The following is a 19587-nucleotide window of genomic DNA, read 5'->3' as shown; positions in this document are numbered from 1 at the left end:
GATCATGCCTGCCGAACAATTGAACAAGCCACAATTGACGCAACGAGCCAATAAAATCAGCCCGCGCGTGCTGAAAATCGCCCTTGCCGTGGCAACCGCCGTCGGTGCCGTGGGTGCGGTGCAGACCTACGCGGTGGCAGCCCAGAACACCTCGCCCACCGCCAAAGCCGGTGAGCAGAAACTCGATTTCATCAACTTGCAGCTGCGCCCGTGGACGGTGGTTGCCAAGCAAAAAGGCTTTCTGAAAGAAGAGTTCGACCGCGTCGGCATTCCCGAGGTCAACCTGGTGGCCACCGGTACGGCTGAACTGGTCGGTGCCGAATCCGCCGCGCTGGATCGTGGCGGCATTGCCATTGCACAGCGCATGGTCTACCCGGCCACGGTGCACCGCGCCAATGGCCTGGATGCCGTGATCGTGTGGCTGTCCGAGCCATCCGACCAGTTCCGTACCCCCATTCTGGCGCGTGCCAATGACGACAGCATCAAGGGCGTGACCGACCTGGAAGGCAAGAAATTCGCCAGCAGCCGTGTCAGCTGCTACTTCACTTCGCCCTTCGAGATTCTGACCAAGGCAGGCCTGCCCCTGGATTCGCGTAAGGAGCAAGGCAAGGTGCGCTACCAGTCGATCGACAACGTGGCGGCGGTGAATTCTGCGCTGTTGAGCGGTGCCATCGACGCCACCGCTGCCCACTTGGGAACCTCGAATGCCGCCGCGCTGTGGGCAACCGGTCAGGTCAAGGTGGTAGGCCGTTCGCCCAATGACGGGGTATATGTGAATGGCGCGGGTCGGGTGTCTTATTTTGCGATGCGTGATTTCGTGAATAAATACCCGCATTCGGTCAAGGCATTCCTGACCGCACACGAACGCACCAAGAAATGGATCAGCGAGAATATCGATGAGGCCTCGCAGATTATTGCGGAAGGCACTCGCGTACCGGTGCATATTGCCAAATTCCAGATTACCGACCCGTCCAGCTTTGAATTCATGAAAGGCGAACCGGATGCGGATGCCGCGCGTCGCAATATCAAGGAATTCCAGGCCTGGTATGTGGAAAAAGGCGACGATATTCTGACCGACCGTCGCCTGAGTGACGACCAGATCGACAAGTTCGTCGATGCCCGCTTCTTCGGCAAGGCCGAATACTCGGTCTACCAATGACGTTCGGGGTTGATTACCCCGGCGCTATCCAGAGGACGCATCCATGAGCGCCACGGCCCCTCCCGTCATTGCGACGGCCCGCAAGATCCCGGCCGCCACGCCCTTCAAGGCACGCTTGCCCAGGGCGAATTGGTGGATCGGGCTGATCCTGCCCCTGAGCATTCTTGCGCTGTGGCAGGCGGCATCCTGGTATCGCTGGGTACCGCCGATTTTCCTGCCCTCGCCTGCGGTCACGGCCAAGGCGTTTTTCAAGATGCTGTTCGCCGAATCCTTTCACAAGGATTTTGCAGAGAGCATCTCCATTGTCAGCCAGGCCTTCATCTACGGATCGGTGGCAGCCCTGGTGCTGGGCGTGGCGGCTGGCCTGTCAAAGAATGTCGAGCGCTTCCTGGGCCCGACCTTCGACAGCATCCGCCACATTCCCGGCATCGCGTGGTTGCCCTTGATCGTGCTGTGGCTGGGCATCGGCGCACCCGCCAAGATTCTGGTGATTGCCAAGACCGTGTTCTTCCCGGTGTTCCTGAATACCTTGCAAGGCATTCGCAGCGTCGACAAGAACTATGTCGAGCTGGCCAAGGTATTGACGCTGACGCGTAGCCAGCTGGTGCGCAAGGTGATCATTCCCAGCGCCGTGCCCAGCATCATGGTCAGCCTGCGTTATTCAGCTGGCCTGGCGTGGGCGATGGTGGTGGTGGCCGAGGGGCTGAGCGGGCTTCACGGCGTCGGTTTCCTGATCTTCCGTGCCCAGGCCTTGTTGATGACAGACCAGCTGCTGGTCTGCATGGTGGTAATCGGGCTGGTGGGGTTTGGCATCGACCGGCTGATGTTCCTGCTGCAAAAGCGCGTGCTGCGCTGGAAGCAAGGGTTCGAGGGTTGAACTGACGGTGGTTGAACTGACGGTGGTTGAACTTCGATGACTGAACCGTGGCCGCGAACATCCAAGCGGCCACTGCAATAACGCACAAGCAACAAAGCACCAGCAACAACACAGGATACCCCCATGTCGACACGCGGCAGTCTTCAATTCAAGCAGGTCAGCAAGTCCTACGCGGTCGACCAGGCCGAATTCAAGGTGCTGGATCGGGTGAGCTTCGACGTGGCACCCGGCGAGTTCGTGAGCATCGTCGGGCCAAGCGGCTGCGGCAAGTCCACCCTGCTGCGTCTGGCCATCGGGCTGGACGACGAGTACGGCGGTGACATCTTGCTGGACGGTGAGCGCATCGTCGGTACCAGCCTGAAGCGCGGCATTGTGTTTCAGGACCATCGCCTGCTGCCCTGGTTGACGCTGGAACAGAACATTGGCCTGAGTCTGGAGAACGCCGGACTGCCCGAGGCGGAACGCAAGAAACGGGTGCATGACCACATTGTGCTGGTGGGCCTGCAGGGCTTCGAGTCGTCCTATCCGCACCAGTTGTCGGGCGGCATGGCACAACGCGCAGCCATTGCGCGTGGGCTGGCGGGGCGGCCTGAAATTCTGCTGCTGGACGAACCGCTGGGTGCGCTCGACGCCCTGACGCGTGAACGCCTGCAGGAAGAGATTCTGCACATCTGGCGCTCAGAGCGCGTCACCATGGTGTTGGTGACACACGATGTGGACGAGGCCATTTACCTGAGCGACAAGATCGTGGTGATGCACGCCAAACCTGGCCGCATCGCAGCGGAAATTCCGGTCACGCTGCCCTTGCCGCGTGACCGGGCAAGCGCCGAGTTTGCCGCGGTCAAACGTCAGGTGATGGACGCCATGCACAATCGCAACGACGTGCAGGCACTGCGAGCGGCGGCGTGACGGCGCAGCCAATGCATGGCCGCGCTCGGGGCGACGTGACAAACCATGCCGTGACCCGCCGTTTTTCGGACCGGCTTGCGGCTGCAGTTGTGGCGGCCGCGATGCTTGTCGCCCCCTTCGGCATGGCCTTCGCCGCCGACACACCGGCATCGACCGACCTGCCTGACCTGGCACCGATTCGTGCCAAGGTCTACGCCAAGGATTATCAGTCGGCCGCCGACGATCTGCGGGCACTGACGGCCACCGTGAAACATGCCGACCTGTACAACCTGCTGGGCTTCAGCCTGCGCAATCTGGGTCAGTACGACGAGGCAGCGAAGTGGTATCGCGAAGCGCTGTATTACGACCCCGATCATCGCAACGCGATTGAGTATCAGGGCGAGCTGTTCATCAAGACCGGGCAATTGCAGCGCGCGAAAAACAATGTGCAGAAGCTGGAATTCCTGTGCTTGCAGGGCTGCCTGGAATTGACGCAACTGCGAGAGGCCGTGGCGGCAGCAGAAAAGCGTTGATCGCGTCAACGCCTGACCACAGCCACGTATCTACAGGACACCCTCACCCATGCACCGCGCGGCTGTCTGTCGGTGCCTGTGCCCGATCGTTCATGCCGTAGCGCCGGGTCACTTCCGCGATGCTCAATCGGTAATCCTCGAATACGTTTTCACGGCCCGCTGCTTGCGCAGCACGATGCGCCTCGATGCGTCGCCACTGCTGCACCGCTTCCTCATCACGCCAGAACGACAGCGACAGAATCTTGCCCGGATCGCTCAGACTGGCGAAGCGCTCAATCGACACAAATCCATCGATATCGGCCAGCAGCGGACGCAAACCCGCTGCAATGTCCAGATAGGTCTGTTTGTGGTCGGGGTGGATGTTGACTTCGAAGATGACGGCGATCATGGGGTGCGGACTCCTTGGGCAAGACTTGAGGCAAATTATGTTCCGCACTGTGCCAGCCCATCCACCACCACGATTCGTTGCAGGCCGAAGCGTGTGCGCCAGTCTTCGCTACGATGCTGGCATGACCGCAGAACTCTCCGACACCCGCATCTCCCATATTGCCGCTGCCATTGCCGAGCCTGCGCGTACGCGCATGCTGTGCTCGCTGATGGACGGCCATGCCCGCACCAGTACCGAACTGGCGGTGGTGGGGGAAGTCAGCCCATCGACCGCCAGCGCGCATCTGAGCAAGCTTAGAGAACTGCGCCTGCTGCGCATGTATGCGCAGGGCAAGCACCGTTATTACGCCCTGGCCGATGAGCATGTTGCGGCGGCGCTTGAAGCCTTGATGGTGCTGGCCGGCATGCGCATGCCGGTGTTTGCGCCAACGACGCCCGGGCGATTGCAGTTGGCACGCACCTGCTACGACCATATGGCCGGCACCTTGGGGGTGGCTATTCACGATCACTTCATGCGCGCGGGCTGGTTGCAGGCCGATGCGCCGGCCGGCATTCATGGCGACCCGGATCGCACTGACTATGTGGTGAGTGCCGAGGGCGAGGCCTCGCTGACAGCCTTGGGGGTGGACGTGAACGCCACACGCAAGCTGCGTCGGCGGTTTGCCTGTGCATGCCTGGACTGGAGCATGCGCCGCCCACACTTGGGCGGTGCGCTGGGTGCCGCCGTGCTTGCCGCCATCGAAGCACGGCAATGGATCAGCCGTGATCTGGATACGCGTGCGCTACAGGTGACGCGCCTGGGTGAACGGGAGTTCATGACGCGCTGGGGAATTGCGGTGCCGGATCAAGTCCAGAGGAAATGATCCGGGTCGGATGGCCATGTATGAACTGCCACGTATAAACGGCCAAGCATGAACGCTCAGACACTCATCATCAAAGGCACATGACCTGATTCAAAGGCACATGACCTGATGCGGATCACCGCAAGCAGGTTCATGCGCAACGGCTTGCCGACTTACTGCGCTGGCGCACCACGTGCGATTTCCGCACGGATCTCTTGCAGCTTGGCCTTCACGATCTTGCGGTTTTCCGAGCCCATGCGCAGCATCATCTTCTGACCTGCGGACAGGGCCTGAAGGCGCGAATCCACGTACTGATAACGCACCCACGGCCGCTGGGTGTTGACGTCGCCCTTGATCTCGGTGAGTTCCACCTTGATCGGTTCTTCGACCTCTGGCGTGGCCAGCAGATCATCGATCACGGCAACAAAGCGGTCATTGAAATATTGGCCGGGATAACCGATCTCTTCGTAGGCCGCCTGGAAGTCGGGGTAGAAATGGGTATAGACCTCGACCGCGCGTTTGGCATCGACGGACTGGGCAAAATTGACGAAGGGTTTGTAGCGCGCCGCATTGCTGGCACCGATCACCGTACTGGTGCCATCTGGGTCAACCGTGAAACGATCCGGCGTGGGGTTGACCGGCCACAGGCGCGGCGCGGCGTGCGGACGTGCCAGGTTGTCGACAGTGACGACAAAACGATTCGCCAGGCCATCCAGATGCAGGTAGGACAGCGTCTTGTCCTTGCCGGCCAGTGCAGTCACCGATTCGCTCAGATTGGCCCCTGCGGCCACGGGCGGCTTGCCACCTTGTTCGGGCACCGGTTCGATGGGGAATTTGATGGCGGGTTGCTCAGGCAACGGGGCCGCAAGCGATGCGTCTGGCGGCGTGGGGGGTGTCTGTGCAGCATCTGACGAAGGCGGGACGACCTGCGGTGCCTGTGTCTGCGCCGTCGGTGCGCTCTGACGTTTTTGCCACCAGAGCAGGCCCCCGATGACCACGAGAACCAGCAGCAAAATGGTGAGTAGTCTCTTCATGGCGTCTTCGTCGCGTCCTTCTGATACAGATAGAGGATGGTCAATCCTAACATCGGCAGGGCGTCGCCCGCTGACCGCTCGTGCGATTGCACGGTCTTCGCGGCACGCGCAAGGATATGCATATCGCACACAGCTATTTTTCCCGGACGGACCCAGCACGTATGCTTTTTGGCTGGCCGCGCATCGCCCGGATGCGGCCTTCCATAAGCCTCATCGGAATTTATCGTGCCTCTTTCGCTTGTGTTGGATTCGTCCAGGTCAGATTCGCGTGCGTCCTCATCGGTGCAGTCATCCGCCGCACCAACCACTCCAAGCTTGCAAGCCCTGCTCGACCGCATCGTCCCGGTGTCGGCACAGATCGGCGAGGGTGAAAGCCAACGCGAGCGTGAGCGGGAATATCCCTTTGCAGGCTTCCAACTGCTGCGCGACAGCGGGCTGACCGGTCTGCGCATACCTGCATCCCTGGGCGGGCCGGGTGGATCCGTGCAGGATGTGTTCGACTTGCTGCTGACGCTGGCCGCCAAAGACCCGCAGGTGGCGCACTCGCTGCGTTCGCATTTCGGCTTTGGTGAGAAGCTGACTTTGCATCGCAATCCGGCCGAATTGGCCGAGCACGTACCGCGCTTTCTGGCGGGCAAAATCTATGCGGCGGGCAGCACTGAACGCGGCACGCCCCGGCCCGGCATCTTGAACACCCGGCTGACCCGTGAAGGTGACCACTTCCGCCTGAACGGCCGCAAGTATTACGGTACCGGTTCGATCTATGCCGACTATCTGTACATCAGCGCCAACGATGAAAACGAGCAACGCGTCGTGGTCACGGTACCTGCCACCCGCGAAGGTGTGTCGGTGGTGGACGACTGGGACGGTATGGGCCAACGCCTGACGGCCAGTGGCACGATTACCGTCGACAACGTGAAGGTGTGGCAAGCGGAAATTGCGTCAGGCGGCAGCGCCAACCTGATCGGACGTTATGCGTCGTCGTTCCGCCAGTTGCACCTGGCCGCCGTGGCAGCGGGCATCTCACAAGCCGTGCGCGACGATGCCGTTGCCTATGTCCGCAGCCATGCCCGGCCGATTGCCCACAGCCATGCCGAGACGGCAGGCGGCGACTATTTCACGCAGAAAGTGGTGGGCGAAATCGCCGCCATTGCCCGCGCCCTGCCCTTGCTGGTGCGCGACGCGGCTGCCGCGCTCGATCGTTCGTATCAGGCGATCATCGACCATGCAGACAACGCCGATGCGCTGGTCCTGGAAAGCACGCTTGCAGTCGCGCAGACCCAGGTGCTGGTGGCGCAGCTCGGGCCACGTGCGGGTGAATTGATCTTCGACATAGCCGGCGGGTCGGCCACCGGGCGCGCACACAACCTGGATCGCCACTGGCGCAATATCCGCACTGTCATCAGCCACAACCCGACGGCCTACAAGGCCAAGGCAACTGGCGACTACCTGATCAACGGTGCCACTGAACTGCTGTCGGAAGGACGCTTCCTGTAAGTCCGTGGCGACGACACGGCGGCGGAAAGCCGACACGGACAAGAGGCAAGCAAGGAGGGAGGCATAACGGGCGGGGCGTAATGACCCAGGCGTAAAGAGCGAGGCGTAACATGAGCGCCTTGTCCCGTCATCTTCCCGGCGCTCGCCGGGACCGCCACGAAGGCTTTTCCCTTGAGCAGTGCATCTCAGCCGATGACACCTGATGCGCCTGACGCATCCGGCGCGCGCTACATCCCTTATCTGGTTGCTGGTGCGTTCTTCATGGAGAACCTCGACGCAACCGTCATCACCACGGCTTTGCCAGAAATGGCGCGCAGCTTTGGGGTGGCACCCGCCCAGTTATCGATCGGCATCAGCGCCTACCTGCTGGCGCTGGCCGTGTTCATTCCCCTGAGTGGCTGGTTGGCAGACCGCTTCGGGCCGCGTCGCGTGTTCGGCAGTGCGATTGCGATCTTCACCTTGGCATCGCTTGCCTGTGGACTGGCAACCACGCTGGAAACCTTCACCGCCGCCCGCATTCTGCAAGGCATGGGCGGGGCGATGATGGTGCCGGTGGGGCGACTGGTGGTCTTGCGTGGCACCAGCAAAAAAGACCTGGTGCGGGCGATATCCACGATCACCTGGCCGGGTTTGGCGGCACCGGTGATCGGGCCGCCGATTGGCGGATTCATCACCACGCATTTCGGCTGGCACTGGATTTTCTATCTCAACATTCCGCTTGGCCTGATTGGCCTGGTGCTGGCGTTGCGCTGGATTCGCGGGGCACCGGGCGGCATCCGTCCCTTCGACAAGACCGGCTTCGTGTTGTCGGCGCTGGGATGCACGGCGTTGATGATCGGGCTGGAACTGGCCAGCCAGATGCCCTTGCAGGGACCGCTGGTTGCCGCCACGCTTGGCGTGGGCGTGATCAGCATCGTGCTGACGCTGCGCCACATGAAGCGCACCCCTCATCCGCTCGTCGATGTGTCGGCGTTGCCGGTGCCTACCTTTGCCGTGAATGTGCTCGGCGGTTCACTGTTTCGCATTGCGATCGGCAGCGCGCCGTTCCTGTTGCCGCTGATGTTCCAGCTGGCCTTCGGCCTGTCGGCGGTCACGGCAGGCATGCTGATGCTGGCGCTGTTCGCCGGCAATCTACTGATGAAACCCGGTACCACCTGGACGCTGCGCCGCTTTGGTTTTCGCAAGGTGCTGGTAGTGAACGGCTTGCTGGTGGCGGTGGGTTTTGCGGGCTGCGCCCTGCTTACGCCCGCCACCCCGATTCCGGTCATGGCGGCCATTCTGTTCTTCTGCGGGGCGTGCCGATCCATGCAGTTCACCGCGCTCAACACGATTGCGTTTGCCGATGTGAAACCCGCGCAGATGAGTGGCAGCACCACCTTGTTCAGCGTGTTGCAGCAGATGAATGCCGGCATGGGCGTGGCGCTGGGCGCGCTGGCCTTGCAGGTGGCGGCTTACGTCAGCCGCCCCGTGGGTGCAGACGCGCTGCCGACGATGTTGGACTTCCAGCTGGCGCTGGCAGCCATGGGCGTGCTTGCCGCCCTGGCCGTGATCGACGCCATGCGTCTGCCGCACGATGCGGGTGATGAAGTCAGCGGACACCGGGCAAAAACGTCCAGCTAGCGACGGGATGCACACCGCCTTGGAATTCAGTTTGATGACAGTCTGATATCGAACAACGGAATAATTAATTGCCGCAAATGATATTGCGGCGAGAAAAAAACCGTCATATATTTCCACCCCGATAAAAAACTATCCCACCAGCACCACTAATCAATCTGGTTGAGTCGTCTCGCGACAAGGATGCTTTGCGTCGATATTCAAGCCCGTGTTCAGCACGGGTTTTTTTATCCGCCACGTCTTTTTTGCCCACGCCCCGGTTGCGTTGATTTGCGCAAAACGAAGACGGTAGTTCGCGTGCACATTCACCGATTCTTAGCATTCACCTGTTGTTCAGGATTAACTTGACTACCCCTCTAGCCCAAACCCCGACTTCCCCGCCCAGTACGCTGAACACCGCTCAAAGATCGCGCTGGCATCAATCGTTTCGCGTGAAGCTTTTCGCGCTGGTGGCCTTGGCCACGCTGATCGTGATCGCCTTGCAGGCCTGGGTGGTCTACAGCGATTATCGCCAGCAGATCGCAGCCAAAACTACAGAGGCTCGCTCGGTGGCGCAGTCGGCAATCGGCATTCTGACGCGCTTTGCCAAAGCGGTGGACGACGGCAAACTTACGCGCCCGCAGGCCGAACACGCGGCGTTTGAAGCCTTGCGTGGCATGCGGTTTGGCGACCATGCCGACTACGTGTTTGTTTGGCGCATGGCAGATGCCACGACGGTCGTGCACGCCAATCCTGCTCAGGAAGGTCAGAACCAGTTCCGCGCCATTGTCGATTCCCGCCCCAAAGAGGTCATTGCCGCCGATCGCGTCAAGGCACTGCGCAGCCAAGGCGGCTCGGCACTGACCTTGGTGATGCAGAAACGGGGCGACTCGCCCGATCCGCTGCCCAAGCAGAACATCACCATGATTTTCGAGCCGTGGGGCTTGGTATTGGGTACCGGCGTGTGGCTCGATCATGTCGACGAGGCGTTCGAGCGGGGCTTGCTGAAAAGCGGGCTGGAGACGCTGGCTGCCGCACTGCTGCTGATCCTGAGCAGTGCGCTGATCGTGCGAAGTGTCATGCGCCAGTTGGGCGGGGAACCGGCCGGTGCGGTGCAGGTGATGAAGCAGGCAGCTGCCGGCGATTTCACCAGCGGTCGCAGTGACAAACGGGTGCCCGGCAGCCTGCTGGCCGCCTTTGGCGACATGTCGAACTCGATTCGCAACATGATCGTCAATGTGCGCAACGAAGCCGGATCGTTGCGACACGACGCAGGCCGCCTGTCGGAATCGGTCCAGCAGGTTTCTGCCGCAGCGGGTCACCAGAGCGAAGCGACGTCGTCCATGGCGGCGGCCATCGAAGAATTGACGGTCTCGGTCAACCACATTTCGGATGCCGCCATTGAAACCGAGCAACTCTCCGAAGGCGTGGCGACCCTGTGCCGCAACAGCGAAGGCCAGGTCAACAGCGCGGCGAGCGGCATGCAGCGCATTGCGGCAGCCGTAGGTGAAGCGTCTGCCCAGATCAGCGGTCTGGAAGCGCGCACCGAGCAGATCAATGTGATTGCCGGGGCGATCAAGGAAATCGCGTCCCAGACCAATCTGCTGGCCTTGAACGCGGCGATTGAAGCGGCCCGCGCCGGTGAGCAGGGCCGTGGTTTCAGTGTGGTGGCCGACGAAGTGCGCAAGCTGGCCGAACGTACGGCGTCTGCCACGATTGAAATCGAGCAGATGGTGCACGCCGTGAACGCCGAGACCAAAGAATCCACCGCCACGATGAGCCGCATCCGGCCCATCGTGGAGGAAGGCACTTCGCTGACCAATCAGGTAGCGGAATCGCTGCGCGAGATTCGCAGCCGCGCCGACATGACGCTGGAACGCGTGCGTGAAGTGGCCCATGCCACCCGTGAACAATCGTCGGCCAGCACCGCGATTGCGCAACGCGTGGAGAGCATTGCGCAGATGGTTGAAGAAACCAACGCCAGCATGGAAGAAACCGCCCGCTCGGCCGGTGACATGCGCGACATGTCGGTGCGCCTGGACACCCTGGTGGGTGCCTTCAAAGTCTGACGCGTGGTAGTACGGCCGGCACGACAGGGTGATAGAGTGCCGGTCTCCCTTCTTCGCACCCACGACGACGATGTCCCTGCGTCATCCCGCCGCCCTGCTCGCAGCTGCCCTGGTTTTGGGCAGCCTGTCATCGATTGCCGTGGCTGGCGACCGGTCGGCAACTGAGTTCTGGCAATTCGTACACCAGATGCGCGGCGCGGTGTCTGGCGGCGTAAGCGACGTGGAAGCCTTGTTGCCGATACCGGCCGAATTGGTCAACGACACCGATACGGTCAGCACCTTTCAAACATCTGAATTTCCACTGCGCCAAGGCAGTGTGGATTATCTTGAATATCGGGTGCCCAAAGCGTTCCCGTTGACGATAAAACGATTGGCATTCGATATCGATCGCATTTGCGTGCGTCAACATACTGTTCGCAAGAATTATCCGGGTGTAAAACTGACCGATGCGCCGCGTGGCGGTGCCATTCACGAACAGACCTATTACGCAGTGACGGATGAGGCGGGCACTATCGGTTTCGGTTTTCCCGAGCACCGGCGTTACTGCCTGCAAAGCGTGGTTATCTTGCCACCGGGTAAAACCGCGCTGCGTAAATAACGCAGTAAATTGCTCGGGCTTTCCCTAATAAATTATTAGGCTCAACCGCCGAAGCCCCAAAAAACCTTCTAATTCATTCGATTGAGCCGTTCGCGCTCAGTCATCATCGCGTCATGGTCGCGCACGCCCGCCTGCGGCATCTGCCCGAGCAGAAAACCTGCGTCATTGCTGGCGATTCGACCCTCTTTATTCAAAACGTGCGACATCGCCTCATCCGCGCCCGCTCGTCATCCGTATGGCTTCACCGACACATTCGTCTTTACACAGTCATCCTAGGATCGACATGGCTGCCATCCCCTCCGACGCCTTTTCTTCCCCCGTCACTGCGACGACACCCGCCACCGTTGCGCGAGGTCGCTGGCGCGATTCGTTCCGTCTGAAGCTGTATGGCCTGGTGGCCCTGGCGACCCTCATCGTGCTGGTACTGCAGGCCTGGTCGGTATATAGCGACTACCAGCAACAGGTGACCGCCAAGATCAATGAAATCCGATCAGTATCGCAATCCGCAACCGGCATTCTGGGGCGCTACGCCAAGCTGGTGACCGACGGCAAGATGGATCGCGCCCAGGCCGAGCAGGCCGCGTTCGAAGCCCTGCGCGGCATGCGTTTTGGTGACAACGCCGATTACGTGTTCGTCTGGCGCATTTCCGATGCGACGACGGTGGTACACGGCATTCCGGGCCAGGAAGGCCAGAACCAGTTCCGCAACATCACCGATTCGCGCCCCAAGGAAGTCATTGCGGCAGACCGTGTGAACAGCATCCGCAGCAGTGGCGGCGAAGCCATGAACAACGTGATGCAGAAACGCGGCGACTCGGCACCGCTGCCGAAGATGAACATCATCGTGATCTTCGAACCCTGGGGCCTGGTGGTCGGCACCGGTACCTGGATGGATCGGGTCAACGACGCCTTTCAACAAGGCATGATCTTCAGCCTGATCCAGACCGCCGTCGCCGCGCTGCTGCTGATCGCAGGTGGCTCCCTGGTCGTACGCAGCGTGATGCGCCAGCTTGGTGGTGAACCGGCTGGTGCGGTACAGGTCATGCAGCGCGCCGCAGGCGGCGATTTCAGCGGCTCGACGCTCGGCGGCAAACGCAGCGCGGGCAGTCTGTTGACGGCCTTCAGTGACATGTCGGGATCGATTCGCAGCATGATCGTCAATGTGCGGACCGAGGCGGGCTCGTTGCGACACGATGCCAGCCGTCTGTCGGAATCGGTGCAGCAGGTGTCATCCGCCGCCGGTCACCAAAGCGAAGCCACGGCCTCGATGGCCGCAGCCATCGAAGAACTGACGGTGTCGGTCAATCACATTTCGGACGCCGCAATCGAAACCGAGCAGTTGTCGGAAGGCGTGGCCAGCTTGTGCCGCAGCAGCGAAAGCCAGGTCAGCAGCGCGTCCGAAGGCATGCAACGCATTGCTTCTGCTGTGGGTGAAGCGTCCACCAAGATCGCCGGCCTGGAAGCACGTGCCGAGCAGATCAACGTGATTGCCGCATCGATCAAGGAAATCGCATCGCAGACCAATCTGCTGGCCTTGAACGCCGCGATTGAAGCCGCCCGTGCTGGTGAGCAAGGCCGTGGGTTCAGCGTGGTGGCCGACGAGGTGCGCAAGCTGGCTGAACGCACGGCATCGGCCACGATTGAGATCGAGCAGATGGTGTCGTCCGTGCAGCGCGAGACCAAGGAATCGACGCAGACCATGGCGCGTGTGCGACCGATCGTTGACGAAGGCAATGCGCTGACCCAGCACGTGGCCGATTCGCTGCGCGAAATCCGCAGCCGTGCCGACATGACGCTGGAACGCGTGCGTGAAGTGGCCAATGCCACCCGTGAACAATCGTCGGCCAGCACCGCGATTGCCCAACGCGTGGAGAGCATTGCGCAAATGGTTGAACAGACCAACGCCAGCATGGAAGAAACCGCCCGTTCGGCAGGCGACATGCGCGACATGTCGGTGCGCCTGGATCAGTTGGTAGGCGCCTTCAAGGTCTGAGCAAGGTATGGCGAAGCGGGCGTGCTGCACGTGCAGCACTCCTGCTGCGGCACAAGACAAGTCAGCCGGAAAAGTGAACGAGAACCAAGCGCATTTAGGTATTAACCCTAATGTTCTTCCGTGCCTGGTCGTTAATGCAGTTACCGCTTTTTCCCGGCCGTGCCGCGCCGGGATCACGGCAGTGCCAAAGTAGGTACGACGGGATACCCGCTGTATCCAGATTCCCCCGCTCGCATCCATCAGAAAAGGTTTTATGGCTGCCGTTCTCTCCACGCCGCCCGCCACCAGCCCCACAGCTGCCTCATCACGTCGCAACACCTGGCGCGATTCTTTCCGCCTGAAGCTGTATGGCCTGGTCTGTATTGCCACCATCCTGTTGATCGCGCTGCAGATCTACGGGGTGGTGAAAACCCACGAAGACGCCCTTGATTCCAAGCGTGACGAAATCTCGTCGATGGCCGATGCGGCGGTGGGCATTCTTGCGACCTACGACAAGCTGGTCAAGGATGGCACCCTTGATATGGCCGAAGCACAGAAGCAAGCCTTCCGGGCCGTGCGCGGCATGCGCTATGGCGACAACAAGAACTACATGATTGCCTGGAAGGTGGAAAACGGTGCCACCCTGGTACATGCCACGCCCGAACAGGAAAGCCGGATGATGTTCAGCAGCGTGGTCGATTCGCGTCCCCGCGAAGCCATCGTTGCCGAAAACGTCAACGACATGCGCGCCAACGGCGGTCGCCGTCTGTACCAGGTCATGCAGAAGCGCCCTGGCACCACCGAGCCGGTCGGACGGCAGAACGTCGGTGTCATCTACGAACCCTGGGGCGTGGTGATCGGTACCGGCGTCTGGCTGGATGGCGTGGAAGCCGAATTCCGACGAGACATCATTGCCAGCGTGGTGCTCAGCGCCATCTCGGCGCTGGTGCTGCTGGGCCTGGGCCTGGTCGTCGTCCGCTCGGTCATGCGCCAGCTGGGTGGCGAGCCTGCCGGTGCCGTGCGCGTGATGGCGCAGGCGGCCAACGGTGACTTCACCACATCCACCAGCGGCAAGAAAATCCCCGGCAGCCTGCTGTCCGCCTTCGGTGACATGTCGGGTTCCATTCGCAGCATGATCGTCAACGTGCGTGACGAAGCCGGCTCGCTCAAACGCGACGCCGAACGCCTGTCGGAATCCGTGGGGCAAGTGTCGTCGGCCGCCAGCCACCAGAGCGAAGCCACATCTTCCATGGCTGCTGCGATTGAAGAACTGACGGTGTCGGTCAGCCATATCTCGGAAGCCGCGATTGAAACCGAGAAGCTGTCCGAAGGTGTCGCCAGCCTGTGCCGCAACAGCGAAGACCAGGTCAACAGCGCGTCCAGCGGCATGCAGCGTATTGCTTCGGCCGTGGGTGAGGCATCCACCAAGATCGCTGGTCTGGAAGCACGCGCCGAGCAGATCAATGTGATTGCAGCGGCCATCAAGGAAATTGCATCGCAGACCAACTTGCTGGCCTTGAACGCGGCAATTGAAGCCGCCCGTGCCGGTGAGCAGGGCCGGGGCTTCAGCGTGGTGGCCGACGAGGTGCGCAAGCTGGCTGAACGTACGGCGTCTGCCACGATTGAGATCGAGCAGATGGTGCATGCCGTCCAGGCCGAAACCAAGGAATCGACCGCGACCATGAGCCGCGTGCGTCCGATCGTGGAAGAAGGCACGTCGCTCACGCATCAGGTGGCGGAGTCGCTGCGCGAGATTCGCAGCCGTGCCGACATGACCCTGGAACGTGTACGCGAAGTGGCCAACGCCACCCGCGAACAGTCGTCGGCCAGCACCTCGATTGCACAGCGTGTGGAAGGCATTGCGCAGATGGTCGAACAGACCAATGCCAGCATGGAAGAAACAGCCCGTTCAGCCAGCGACATGCGTGACATGTCGGTGCGTCTGGATACGCTGGTGGGTGCTTTCAAGGTCTGACCTTGCAAGTCTGAATTGCAGGTCTGAAGCAGCCAGATCCAATCACGGATCTCTGCCTCAGACTTTTTACCTCGTTCAGTCGGGCCGGCAGGCCCGGCTGATGGGGTCTTTCAATGCGGCATCTCACATGCCGCATCCCCAAGCCGCACCACGCGAATCGCTGATTTCGCCCGGCCTGAATCCGATCCCTTTTGCATGCCGTACATGCCTCCTGCCCCACGGTCCGACGACCGTGTTGGCGCGATGCGACGTTTGAAAAAACGGCTTCCCAGCAGATACGTATAAACACGTACAAACACCCGCCAGTTCCTTCGATTGACACGCTGACAGCCAGTCATCATGCGGCAACCGCATGAAGGCCGCCGCGTTGCGATCGCGCCCTGTGCACCAGGCTTGAACTGGCCCCTCGGGCCGACAACCGCCCTACCGAGACGCCACATGAACGCTACCCATTCTTCCATTTCCCCGCCGCCTGCTGCCACGCGCACCTCGCGCTGGCAGGCCGGATTCCGCGCCAAGCTGTATGGCTTGGTGGCGATTGCTGCACTGCTGATGATCGCCTTGCAGACCTATTCCGTGGTGCTGAGCTATCACGACAAGCTTGAAGCCAAGACCACCGAAATCCAGTCGGTGATGCAGACGGCATTGGGCATTCTCAAACGCTACGCCACGCTGGCCGAGCAAGGGAAAATGTCCCGCGAAGATGCCGAGCGCGCCGCCTATGACGCACTGCGCGGCATGCGCTATGGCGAAAACGACGACTACGTCTTCGCCTGGCGCATCAGCGATGCAATCACCATGGTCCACGGCATTGCCAGCCAGGAAGGCCAGTACCAATTCAACATCGGCACCGACAAGCGGCCCAAGGATGTGATCGTTGCCGACCGGCTGGGCGTGCTGCGCAAAGCCGGTGGCCAGGCCTTGGCGCGGGTCACGCAGACCCGTGCCGGCATGCCCGATCCGCTGCCCAAGCAGAACATCAATGCCTTGTTCGAACCTTGGGGCGTGGTGGTGGGCACGGGCGTGTTCCTGGACCGGGTAGAAGCCGAATTCCGTGCAGACCTGATCGAACGCGTGGTGACCTCGGTGCTGGTCATTCTGGTGCTGGTTCTGGGCGGCATCTGGATCGTGCGTGGTGTGATGCGCCAATTGGGCGGTGAACCCACCGGTGCAGTGCTGGTCATGCAACAGGCCGCCGGCGGTGACTTCACACAAGGCAGCCAGCTTGGCACCGGTCGTGTGCCGGCAGGCAGCCTGCTGGCTGCGTTCGGTGACATGTCGGCGTCGGTGCGCGGCATGATCGTGAACGTGCGCGACGAAGCCGGCGCGCTTCGGGAAGACGCCACGCGCCTGTCGGAATCGGTGCACCAGGTGTCCAAGGCATCCACCCACCAGAGCGAGGCCACGGCCTCGATGGCGGCTGCCATTGAAGAACTGACCGTCTCGGTCAGCCATATCTCAGAGGCCGCCCGCGACACCGAACAGCTGTCGGAAGACGTTGCCAGCCTGTGCCGCAGCAGCGAAGGCCAGGTCAACAGCGCCTCTGAAGGCATGGAACGCATCGCCACCGCCGTGGGCGATGCGTCCACCAAGATCGCCGGTCTGCAAACGCGTGCAGAACAGATTTCGGTAATTGCCGCGTCGATCAAGGAAATTGCCTCGCAAACCAATCTGCTGGCCTTGAACGCCGCGATTGAAGCGGCGCGTGCCGGGGAACAAGGCCGTGGCTTCAGCGTAGTGGCCGACGAAGTGCGCAAGCTGGCTGAACGCACGGCCTCTGCCACGGTGGAAATCGAGCAGATGGTCAATGCCGTCCAGACCGAGACCCGGGAATCGACGATCACCATGGATCGGGTGCGCCCGATCGTGGACGAAGGCACGGCATTCACCCGCCAGGTGGCCGATTCGCTGCGCGAGATCCGCCAGCGTGCCGACATGAGTCTGGAACGCGTGCGCGAAGTGGCCCACGCCACCCGCGAACAGTCGTCGGCCAGCACCTCGATTGCGCAACGCGTCGAAGGCATTGCGCAGATGGTGGAAGAAACCAACGCCACCATGGAAGAAACGGCGCGTTCGGCCAGCGACATGCGTGACATGTCGGTACGGCTGGACAGCCTGGTGGGTGCCTTCAAGGTCTGATCGAACGCAGGGAGCATTGCTTAACAGTGCTCCCATGCCGTTTCATGACAAGGCGTGCTGACCAGTCGACCATGCGGTTGGCTGTGGTGTTTTCGGCACGATTGGCCAGATTCCCGCTATTCGGGGGATTGATTTTTGTCGTAACAGGTAACTATCCCTATCGACAAATTCGATTTTACCCACCCCGAATACGAGACGACATGGAAACCACCCTCGCCACGCCTGTAGCCCTGCACGCCCACAAACCCGTGCGCCGCAGCTTGCAAGGCTGGCGAAATTCGTTTCGCGTGAAGTTGTATGCCCTGGTTGCGGTAGCCACCGTCCTGCTGCTGGGCTTCAATGCCTACACGCTGTACAGCAACTATCAGGAAGCGCTTGCAGCCAAGCAACGGGAAGTCGGCTCGGTGCTGGACGCCGCCATTGGCGTACTCAACCGGTATGCCAAGCAAGTCGACGACGGCAAGCTAGATCGCGCCACGGCCGAACAACAGGCCTACGAGGCCTTGCGCGGCATGCGCTACGGCCCGGACAAGGACTTCGTCTTCGCGTGGCGACTGGCCGACACCATTGCAATGGTGCATGGCATTCCGGGGACCGAAGGTCAGTCGATTGCCCGCAACGTGGTGTCGAATGGCCGCTCGCCTGTCGAAATGGCACAGGCGCGTATCAACGCCGTGCGTGCTGCGGGCGGACGTGAATACGTTCAGGTGATGCAAAAGCGCCCGGGCACGGAAGCCCCGGTCGCCAAACTCAACTTGAGCGCGCTGTACGAACCCTGGGGTCTGATGGTGGGTTCGGGTGTGTGGCTGGACAATATCCAGGACAATCTGCGTGCCGATCTGATCAAGGGCATCATCATTTCGCTGGCCGTGATCGGCGTACTGCTGCTGAGCGGTGCCTTAATCGTGCGCAGCGTGATGCGCCAACTGGGCGGCGAACCCGCCAGCGCCGTTGCCGTCATGCAGCGCGCCGCCGACGGCGACTTTGCCATCCATACTTATGGCAAGACGATTCCCGGCAGCCTGCTGGCCGCCTTCGGCAATATGTCCGGCTCCATTCGCGGCATGATCGTCAATGTCCGTGACGAAGCCAGCTCGCTCAAACGCGATGCAGGCCGCCTGTCGGAATCGGTAGAGCAAGTGTCATCGGCCGCCAGCCACCAGAGCGAAGCCACGGCTTCGATGGCCGCTGCGATTGAAGAACTGACGGTGTCGGTCAGCCATATTTCTGAAGCCGCCATCGAGACGGAAAAGCTGTCGGAAGGCGTGGCTACCTTGTGCCGCAACAGCGAAAGCCAGGTCAACAGCGCGTCGAGCGGCATGCAGCGCATTGCGTCAGCCGTGGGTGAAGCGTCCACCAAGATCGCCGGCCTGGAAGCACGCGCCGAACAGATCAACGTGATCGCCGGCGCGATCAAGGAAATCGCATCGCAGACGAACTTGCTGGCGCTCAACGCCGCGATTGAAGCGGCACGCGCCGGCGAGCAAGGCCGGGGCTTCAGCGTGGTGGCCGACGAGGTGCGCAAGCTGGCCGAGCGCACGGCGTCCGCCACCATCGAGATCGAACAGATGGTGCAGGCCGTGCAAGCCGAAACCAAGGATTCGACGGCAACCATGAGCCGCGTGCGGCCCATCGTCGAGGAAGGCAACTCGCTGACCAACCAAGTGGCGGAATCGTTGCGCGAAATTCGCAGCCGTGCCGACATGACCCTGGAACGCGTGCGTGAAGTGGCCAATGCCACCCGTGAACAATCGTCGGCCAGCACCTCGATTGCACAGCGCGTGGAAGGCATTGCGCAGATGGTCGAAGAAACCAACGCCAGCATGGAAGAGACAGCCCGTTCGGCCAGCGACATGCGCGACATGTCGGTACGCCTGGACAGCCTGGTCGGACAGTTCAAGGTCTGAGGCTAAGTCAGAGGACTTAACGCCTCTGACGGCTTCGACACGATAAGTTCTGCAGACCGGGAACACCTTTTCATCAATAGATTGTCACGTGGGCACGTCATGAACGCGCCCTTC

General features: G+C 61.3%; 16 protein-coding genes. 13 read left to right on the top strand and 3 right to left on the bottom strand.

All coding sequences use genetic code 11. From position 1 onward, the window contains the following. Positions 1–4: 4 nt before the first annotated feature. The 4 genes from FXN63_RS01350 to FXN63_RS01335 all read left to right on the top strand — a co-directional run bounded on the left by FXN63_RS01350 (position 5) and on the right by FXN63_RS01335 (position 3457). Positions 5–1159 (top strand): ABC transporter substrate-binding protein, encoded by a 1155-nt coding sequence (locus FXN63_RS01350; protein ID WP_148812119.1) that lies wholly within the window; start codon positions 5–7, stop codon positions 1157–1159. A gap of 43 nt (positions 1160–1202) precedes the next feature. Beyond that, complete coding sequence (locus FXN63_RS01345) at positions 1203–2036, top strand: ABC transporter permease (RefSeq protein WP_148812117.1); 834 nt, start codon at positions 1203–1205, stop codon at positions 2034–2036. Between the two features lie 123 nt (positions 2037–2159). Then, on the top strand, positions 2160–2945 hold the full coding sequence (locus FXN63_RS01340; protein ID WP_148812115.1) for an ABC transporter ATP-binding protein: 786 nt from the start codon (positions 2160–2162) through the stop codon (positions 2943–2945). Positions 2946–3046: 101 nt separating this feature from the next. Then, complete coding sequence (locus FXN63_RS01335) at positions 3047–3457, top strand: tetratricopeptide repeat protein (protein WP_222863983.1); 411 nt, start codon at positions 3047–3049, stop codon at positions 3455–3457. Between the two features lie 43 nt (positions 3458–3500). On the opposite strand, the gene FXN63_RS01330 is transcribed toward FXN63_RS01335, so the two are convergent. Further along, positions 3501–3845 carry an antibiotic biosynthesis monooxygenase family protein gene (locus FXN63_RS01330; RefSeq protein ID WP_148812110.1) on the bottom strand — a complete coding sequence of 115 codons (345 nt, stop codon included), beginning with the start codon at positions 3843–3845 and terminating at the stop codon, positions 3501–3503. A 121-nt stretch (positions 3846–3966) separates the two neighbouring features. On the opposite strand from FXN63_RS01330, the gene FXN63_RS01325 reads away from it, so the two are divergent. Further along, positions 3967–4707: an ArsR/SmtB family transcription factor gene (locus tag FXN63_RS01325; protein ID WP_148812108.1), complete on the top strand. Its 741-nt coding sequence runs from the start codon at positions 3967–3969 to the stop codon at positions 4705–4707. A gap of 152 nt (positions 4708–4859) precedes the next feature. Here the strand turns inward: FXN63_RS01325 and FXN63_RS01320 are convergent, their stop codons facing one another. Continuing rightward, positions 4860–5720, bottom strand: coding sequence for a DUF3014 domain-containing protein (locus FXN63_RS01320; protein ID WP_148812107.1), 861 nt, complete (start codon positions 5718–5720; stop codon positions 4860–4862). A gap of 225 nt (positions 5721–5945) precedes the next feature. On the opposite strand from FXN63_RS01320, the gene FXN63_RS01315 reads away from it, so the two are divergent. The 4 genes from FXN63_RS01315 (at position 5946) to FXN63_RS01300 (ending at position 11480) form a co-directional block, all read left to right on the top strand. Continuing rightward, complete coding sequence (locus FXN63_RS01315; RefSeq protein ID WP_222863982.1) at positions 5946–7217, top strand: acyl-CoA dehydrogenase family protein; 1272 nt, start codon at positions 5946–5948, stop codon at positions 7215–7217. Between the two features lie 171 nt (positions 7218–7388). Next, positions 7389–8837: an MFS transporter gene (locus FXN63_RS01310; protein ID WP_246164999.1), complete on the top strand. Its 1449-nt coding sequence runs from the start codon at positions 7389–7391 to the stop codon at positions 8835–8837. A gap of 428 nt (positions 8838–9265) precedes the next feature. Beyond that, positions 9266–10882, top strand: a complete 1617-nt coding sequence (locus tag FXN63_RS01305) for a methyl-accepting chemotaxis protein (RefSeq protein ID WP_148812105.1) — start codon at positions 9266–9268, stop codon at positions 10880–10882. 220 nt (positions 10883–11102) lie between these two features. Then, positions 11103–11480, top strand: coding sequence for a hypothetical protein (locus tag FXN63_RS01300; protein ID WP_148812103.1), 378 nt, complete (start codon positions 11103–11105; stop codon positions 11478–11480). A 68-nt stretch (positions 11481–11548) separates the two neighbouring features. Here the strand turns inward: FXN63_RS01300 and FXN63_RS26660 are convergent, their stop codons facing one another. Further along, entirely contained in the window at positions 11549–11686 is a 138-nt protein-coding gene (locus FXN63_RS26660) for a hypothetical protein (protein ID WP_187395059.1), read from the bottom strand. 77 nt (positions 11687–11763) lie between these two features. On the opposite strand from FXN63_RS26660, the gene FXN63_RS01295 reads away from it, so the two are divergent. The 4 genes from FXN63_RS01295 to FXN63_RS01280 all read left to right on the top strand — a co-directional run bounded on the left by FXN63_RS01295 (position 11764) and on the right by FXN63_RS01280 (position 19473). Then, positions 11764–13473, top strand: coding sequence for a methyl-accepting chemotaxis protein (locus FXN63_RS01295; RefSeq protein WP_187395058.1), 1710 nt, complete (start codon positions 11764–11766; stop codon positions 13471–13473). A gap of 253 nt (positions 13474–13726) precedes the next feature. Next, positions 13727–15427 (top strand): methyl-accepting chemotaxis protein, encoded by a 1701-nt coding sequence (locus tag FXN63_RS01290; protein WP_148812100.1) that lies wholly within the window; start codon positions 13727–13729, stop codon positions 15425–15427. 438 nt (positions 15428–15865) lie between these two features. Beyond that, a complete protein-coding gene (locus FXN63_RS01285) occupies positions 15866–17566 on the top strand; it encodes a methyl-accepting chemotaxis protein (protein ID WP_187395057.1) in 1701 nt (566 codons plus the stop codon). A gap of 200 nt (positions 17567–17766) precedes the next feature. Continuing rightward, the gene (locus FXN63_RS01280; RefSeq protein ID WP_187395056.1) at positions 17767–19473 is read left to right on the top strand and encodes a methyl-accepting chemotaxis protein; all 1707 of its coding nucleotides are present in this window, start codon (positions 17767–17769) and stop codon (positions 19471–19473) included. Positions 19474–19587: the final 114 nt, after the last annotated feature.

Origin of the sequence: Pigmentiphaga aceris, assembly GCF_008119665.1 — a bacterium.
Taxonomy (GTDB): Bacteria; Pseudomonadota; Gammaproteobacteria; order Burkholderiales; family Burkholderiaceae_B; genus Pigmentiphaga; species Pigmentiphaga aceris.
The sequence above is the reverse complement of the archived record's forward strand: the minus strand, read 5'-3'. Positions and strand labels throughout refer to the sequence as shown.

Excerpts from the sequence above, each read along its gene's own strand:
- FXN63_RS26660 (WP_187395059.1), bottom strand. The coding sequence starts at position 11,686 with ATGTCGCACGTTTTGAATAAAGAGGGTCGAATCGCCAGCAATGACGCA.
- FXN63_RS01345 (WP_148812117.1), top strand. The coding sequence starts at position 1,203 with ATGAGCGCCACGGCCCCTCCCGTCATTGCGACGGCCCGCAAGATCCCG.
- FXN63_RS01335 (WP_222863983.1), top strand. The coding sequence starts at position 3,047 with ATGCTTGTCGCCCCCTTCGGCATGGCCTTCGCCGCCGACACACCGGCA.
- FXN63_RS01285 (WP_187395057.1), top strand. The coding sequence starts at position 15,866 with ATGAACGCTACCCATTCTTCCATTTCCCCGCCGCCTGCTGCCACGCGC.
- FXN63_RS01320 (WP_148812107.1), bottom strand. The coding sequence starts at position 5,720 with ATGAAGAGACTACTCACCATTTTGCTGCTGGTTCTCGTGGTCATCGGG.
- FXN63_RS01295 (WP_187395058.1), top strand. The coding sequence starts at position 11,764 with ATGGCTGCCATCCCCTCCGACGCCTTTTCTTCCCCCGTCACTGCGACG.
- FXN63_RS01280 (WP_187395056.1), top strand. The coding sequence starts at position 17,767 with ATGGAAACCACCCTCGCCACGCCTGTAGCCCTGCACGCCCACAAACCC.
- FXN63_RS01290 (WP_148812100.1), top strand. The coding sequence starts at position 13,727 with ATGGCTGCCGTTCTCTCCACGCCGCCCGCCACCAGCCCCACAGCTGCC.
- FXN63_RS01340 (WP_148812115.1), top strand. The coding sequence starts at position 2,160 with ATGTCGACACGCGGCAGTCTTCAATTCAAGCAGGTCAGCAAGTCCTAC.
- FXN63_RS01330 (WP_148812110.1), bottom strand. The coding sequence starts at position 3,845 with ATGATCGCCGTCATCTTCGAAGTCAACATCCACCCCGACCACAAACAG.
- FXN63_RS01350 (WP_148812119.1), top strand. The coding sequence starts at position 5 with ATGCCTGCCGAACAATTGAACAAGCCACAATTGACGCAACGAGCCAAT.
- FXN63_RS01325 (WP_148812108.1), top strand. The coding sequence starts at position 3,967 with ATGACCGCAGAACTCTCCGACACCCGCATCTCCCATATTGCCGCTGCC.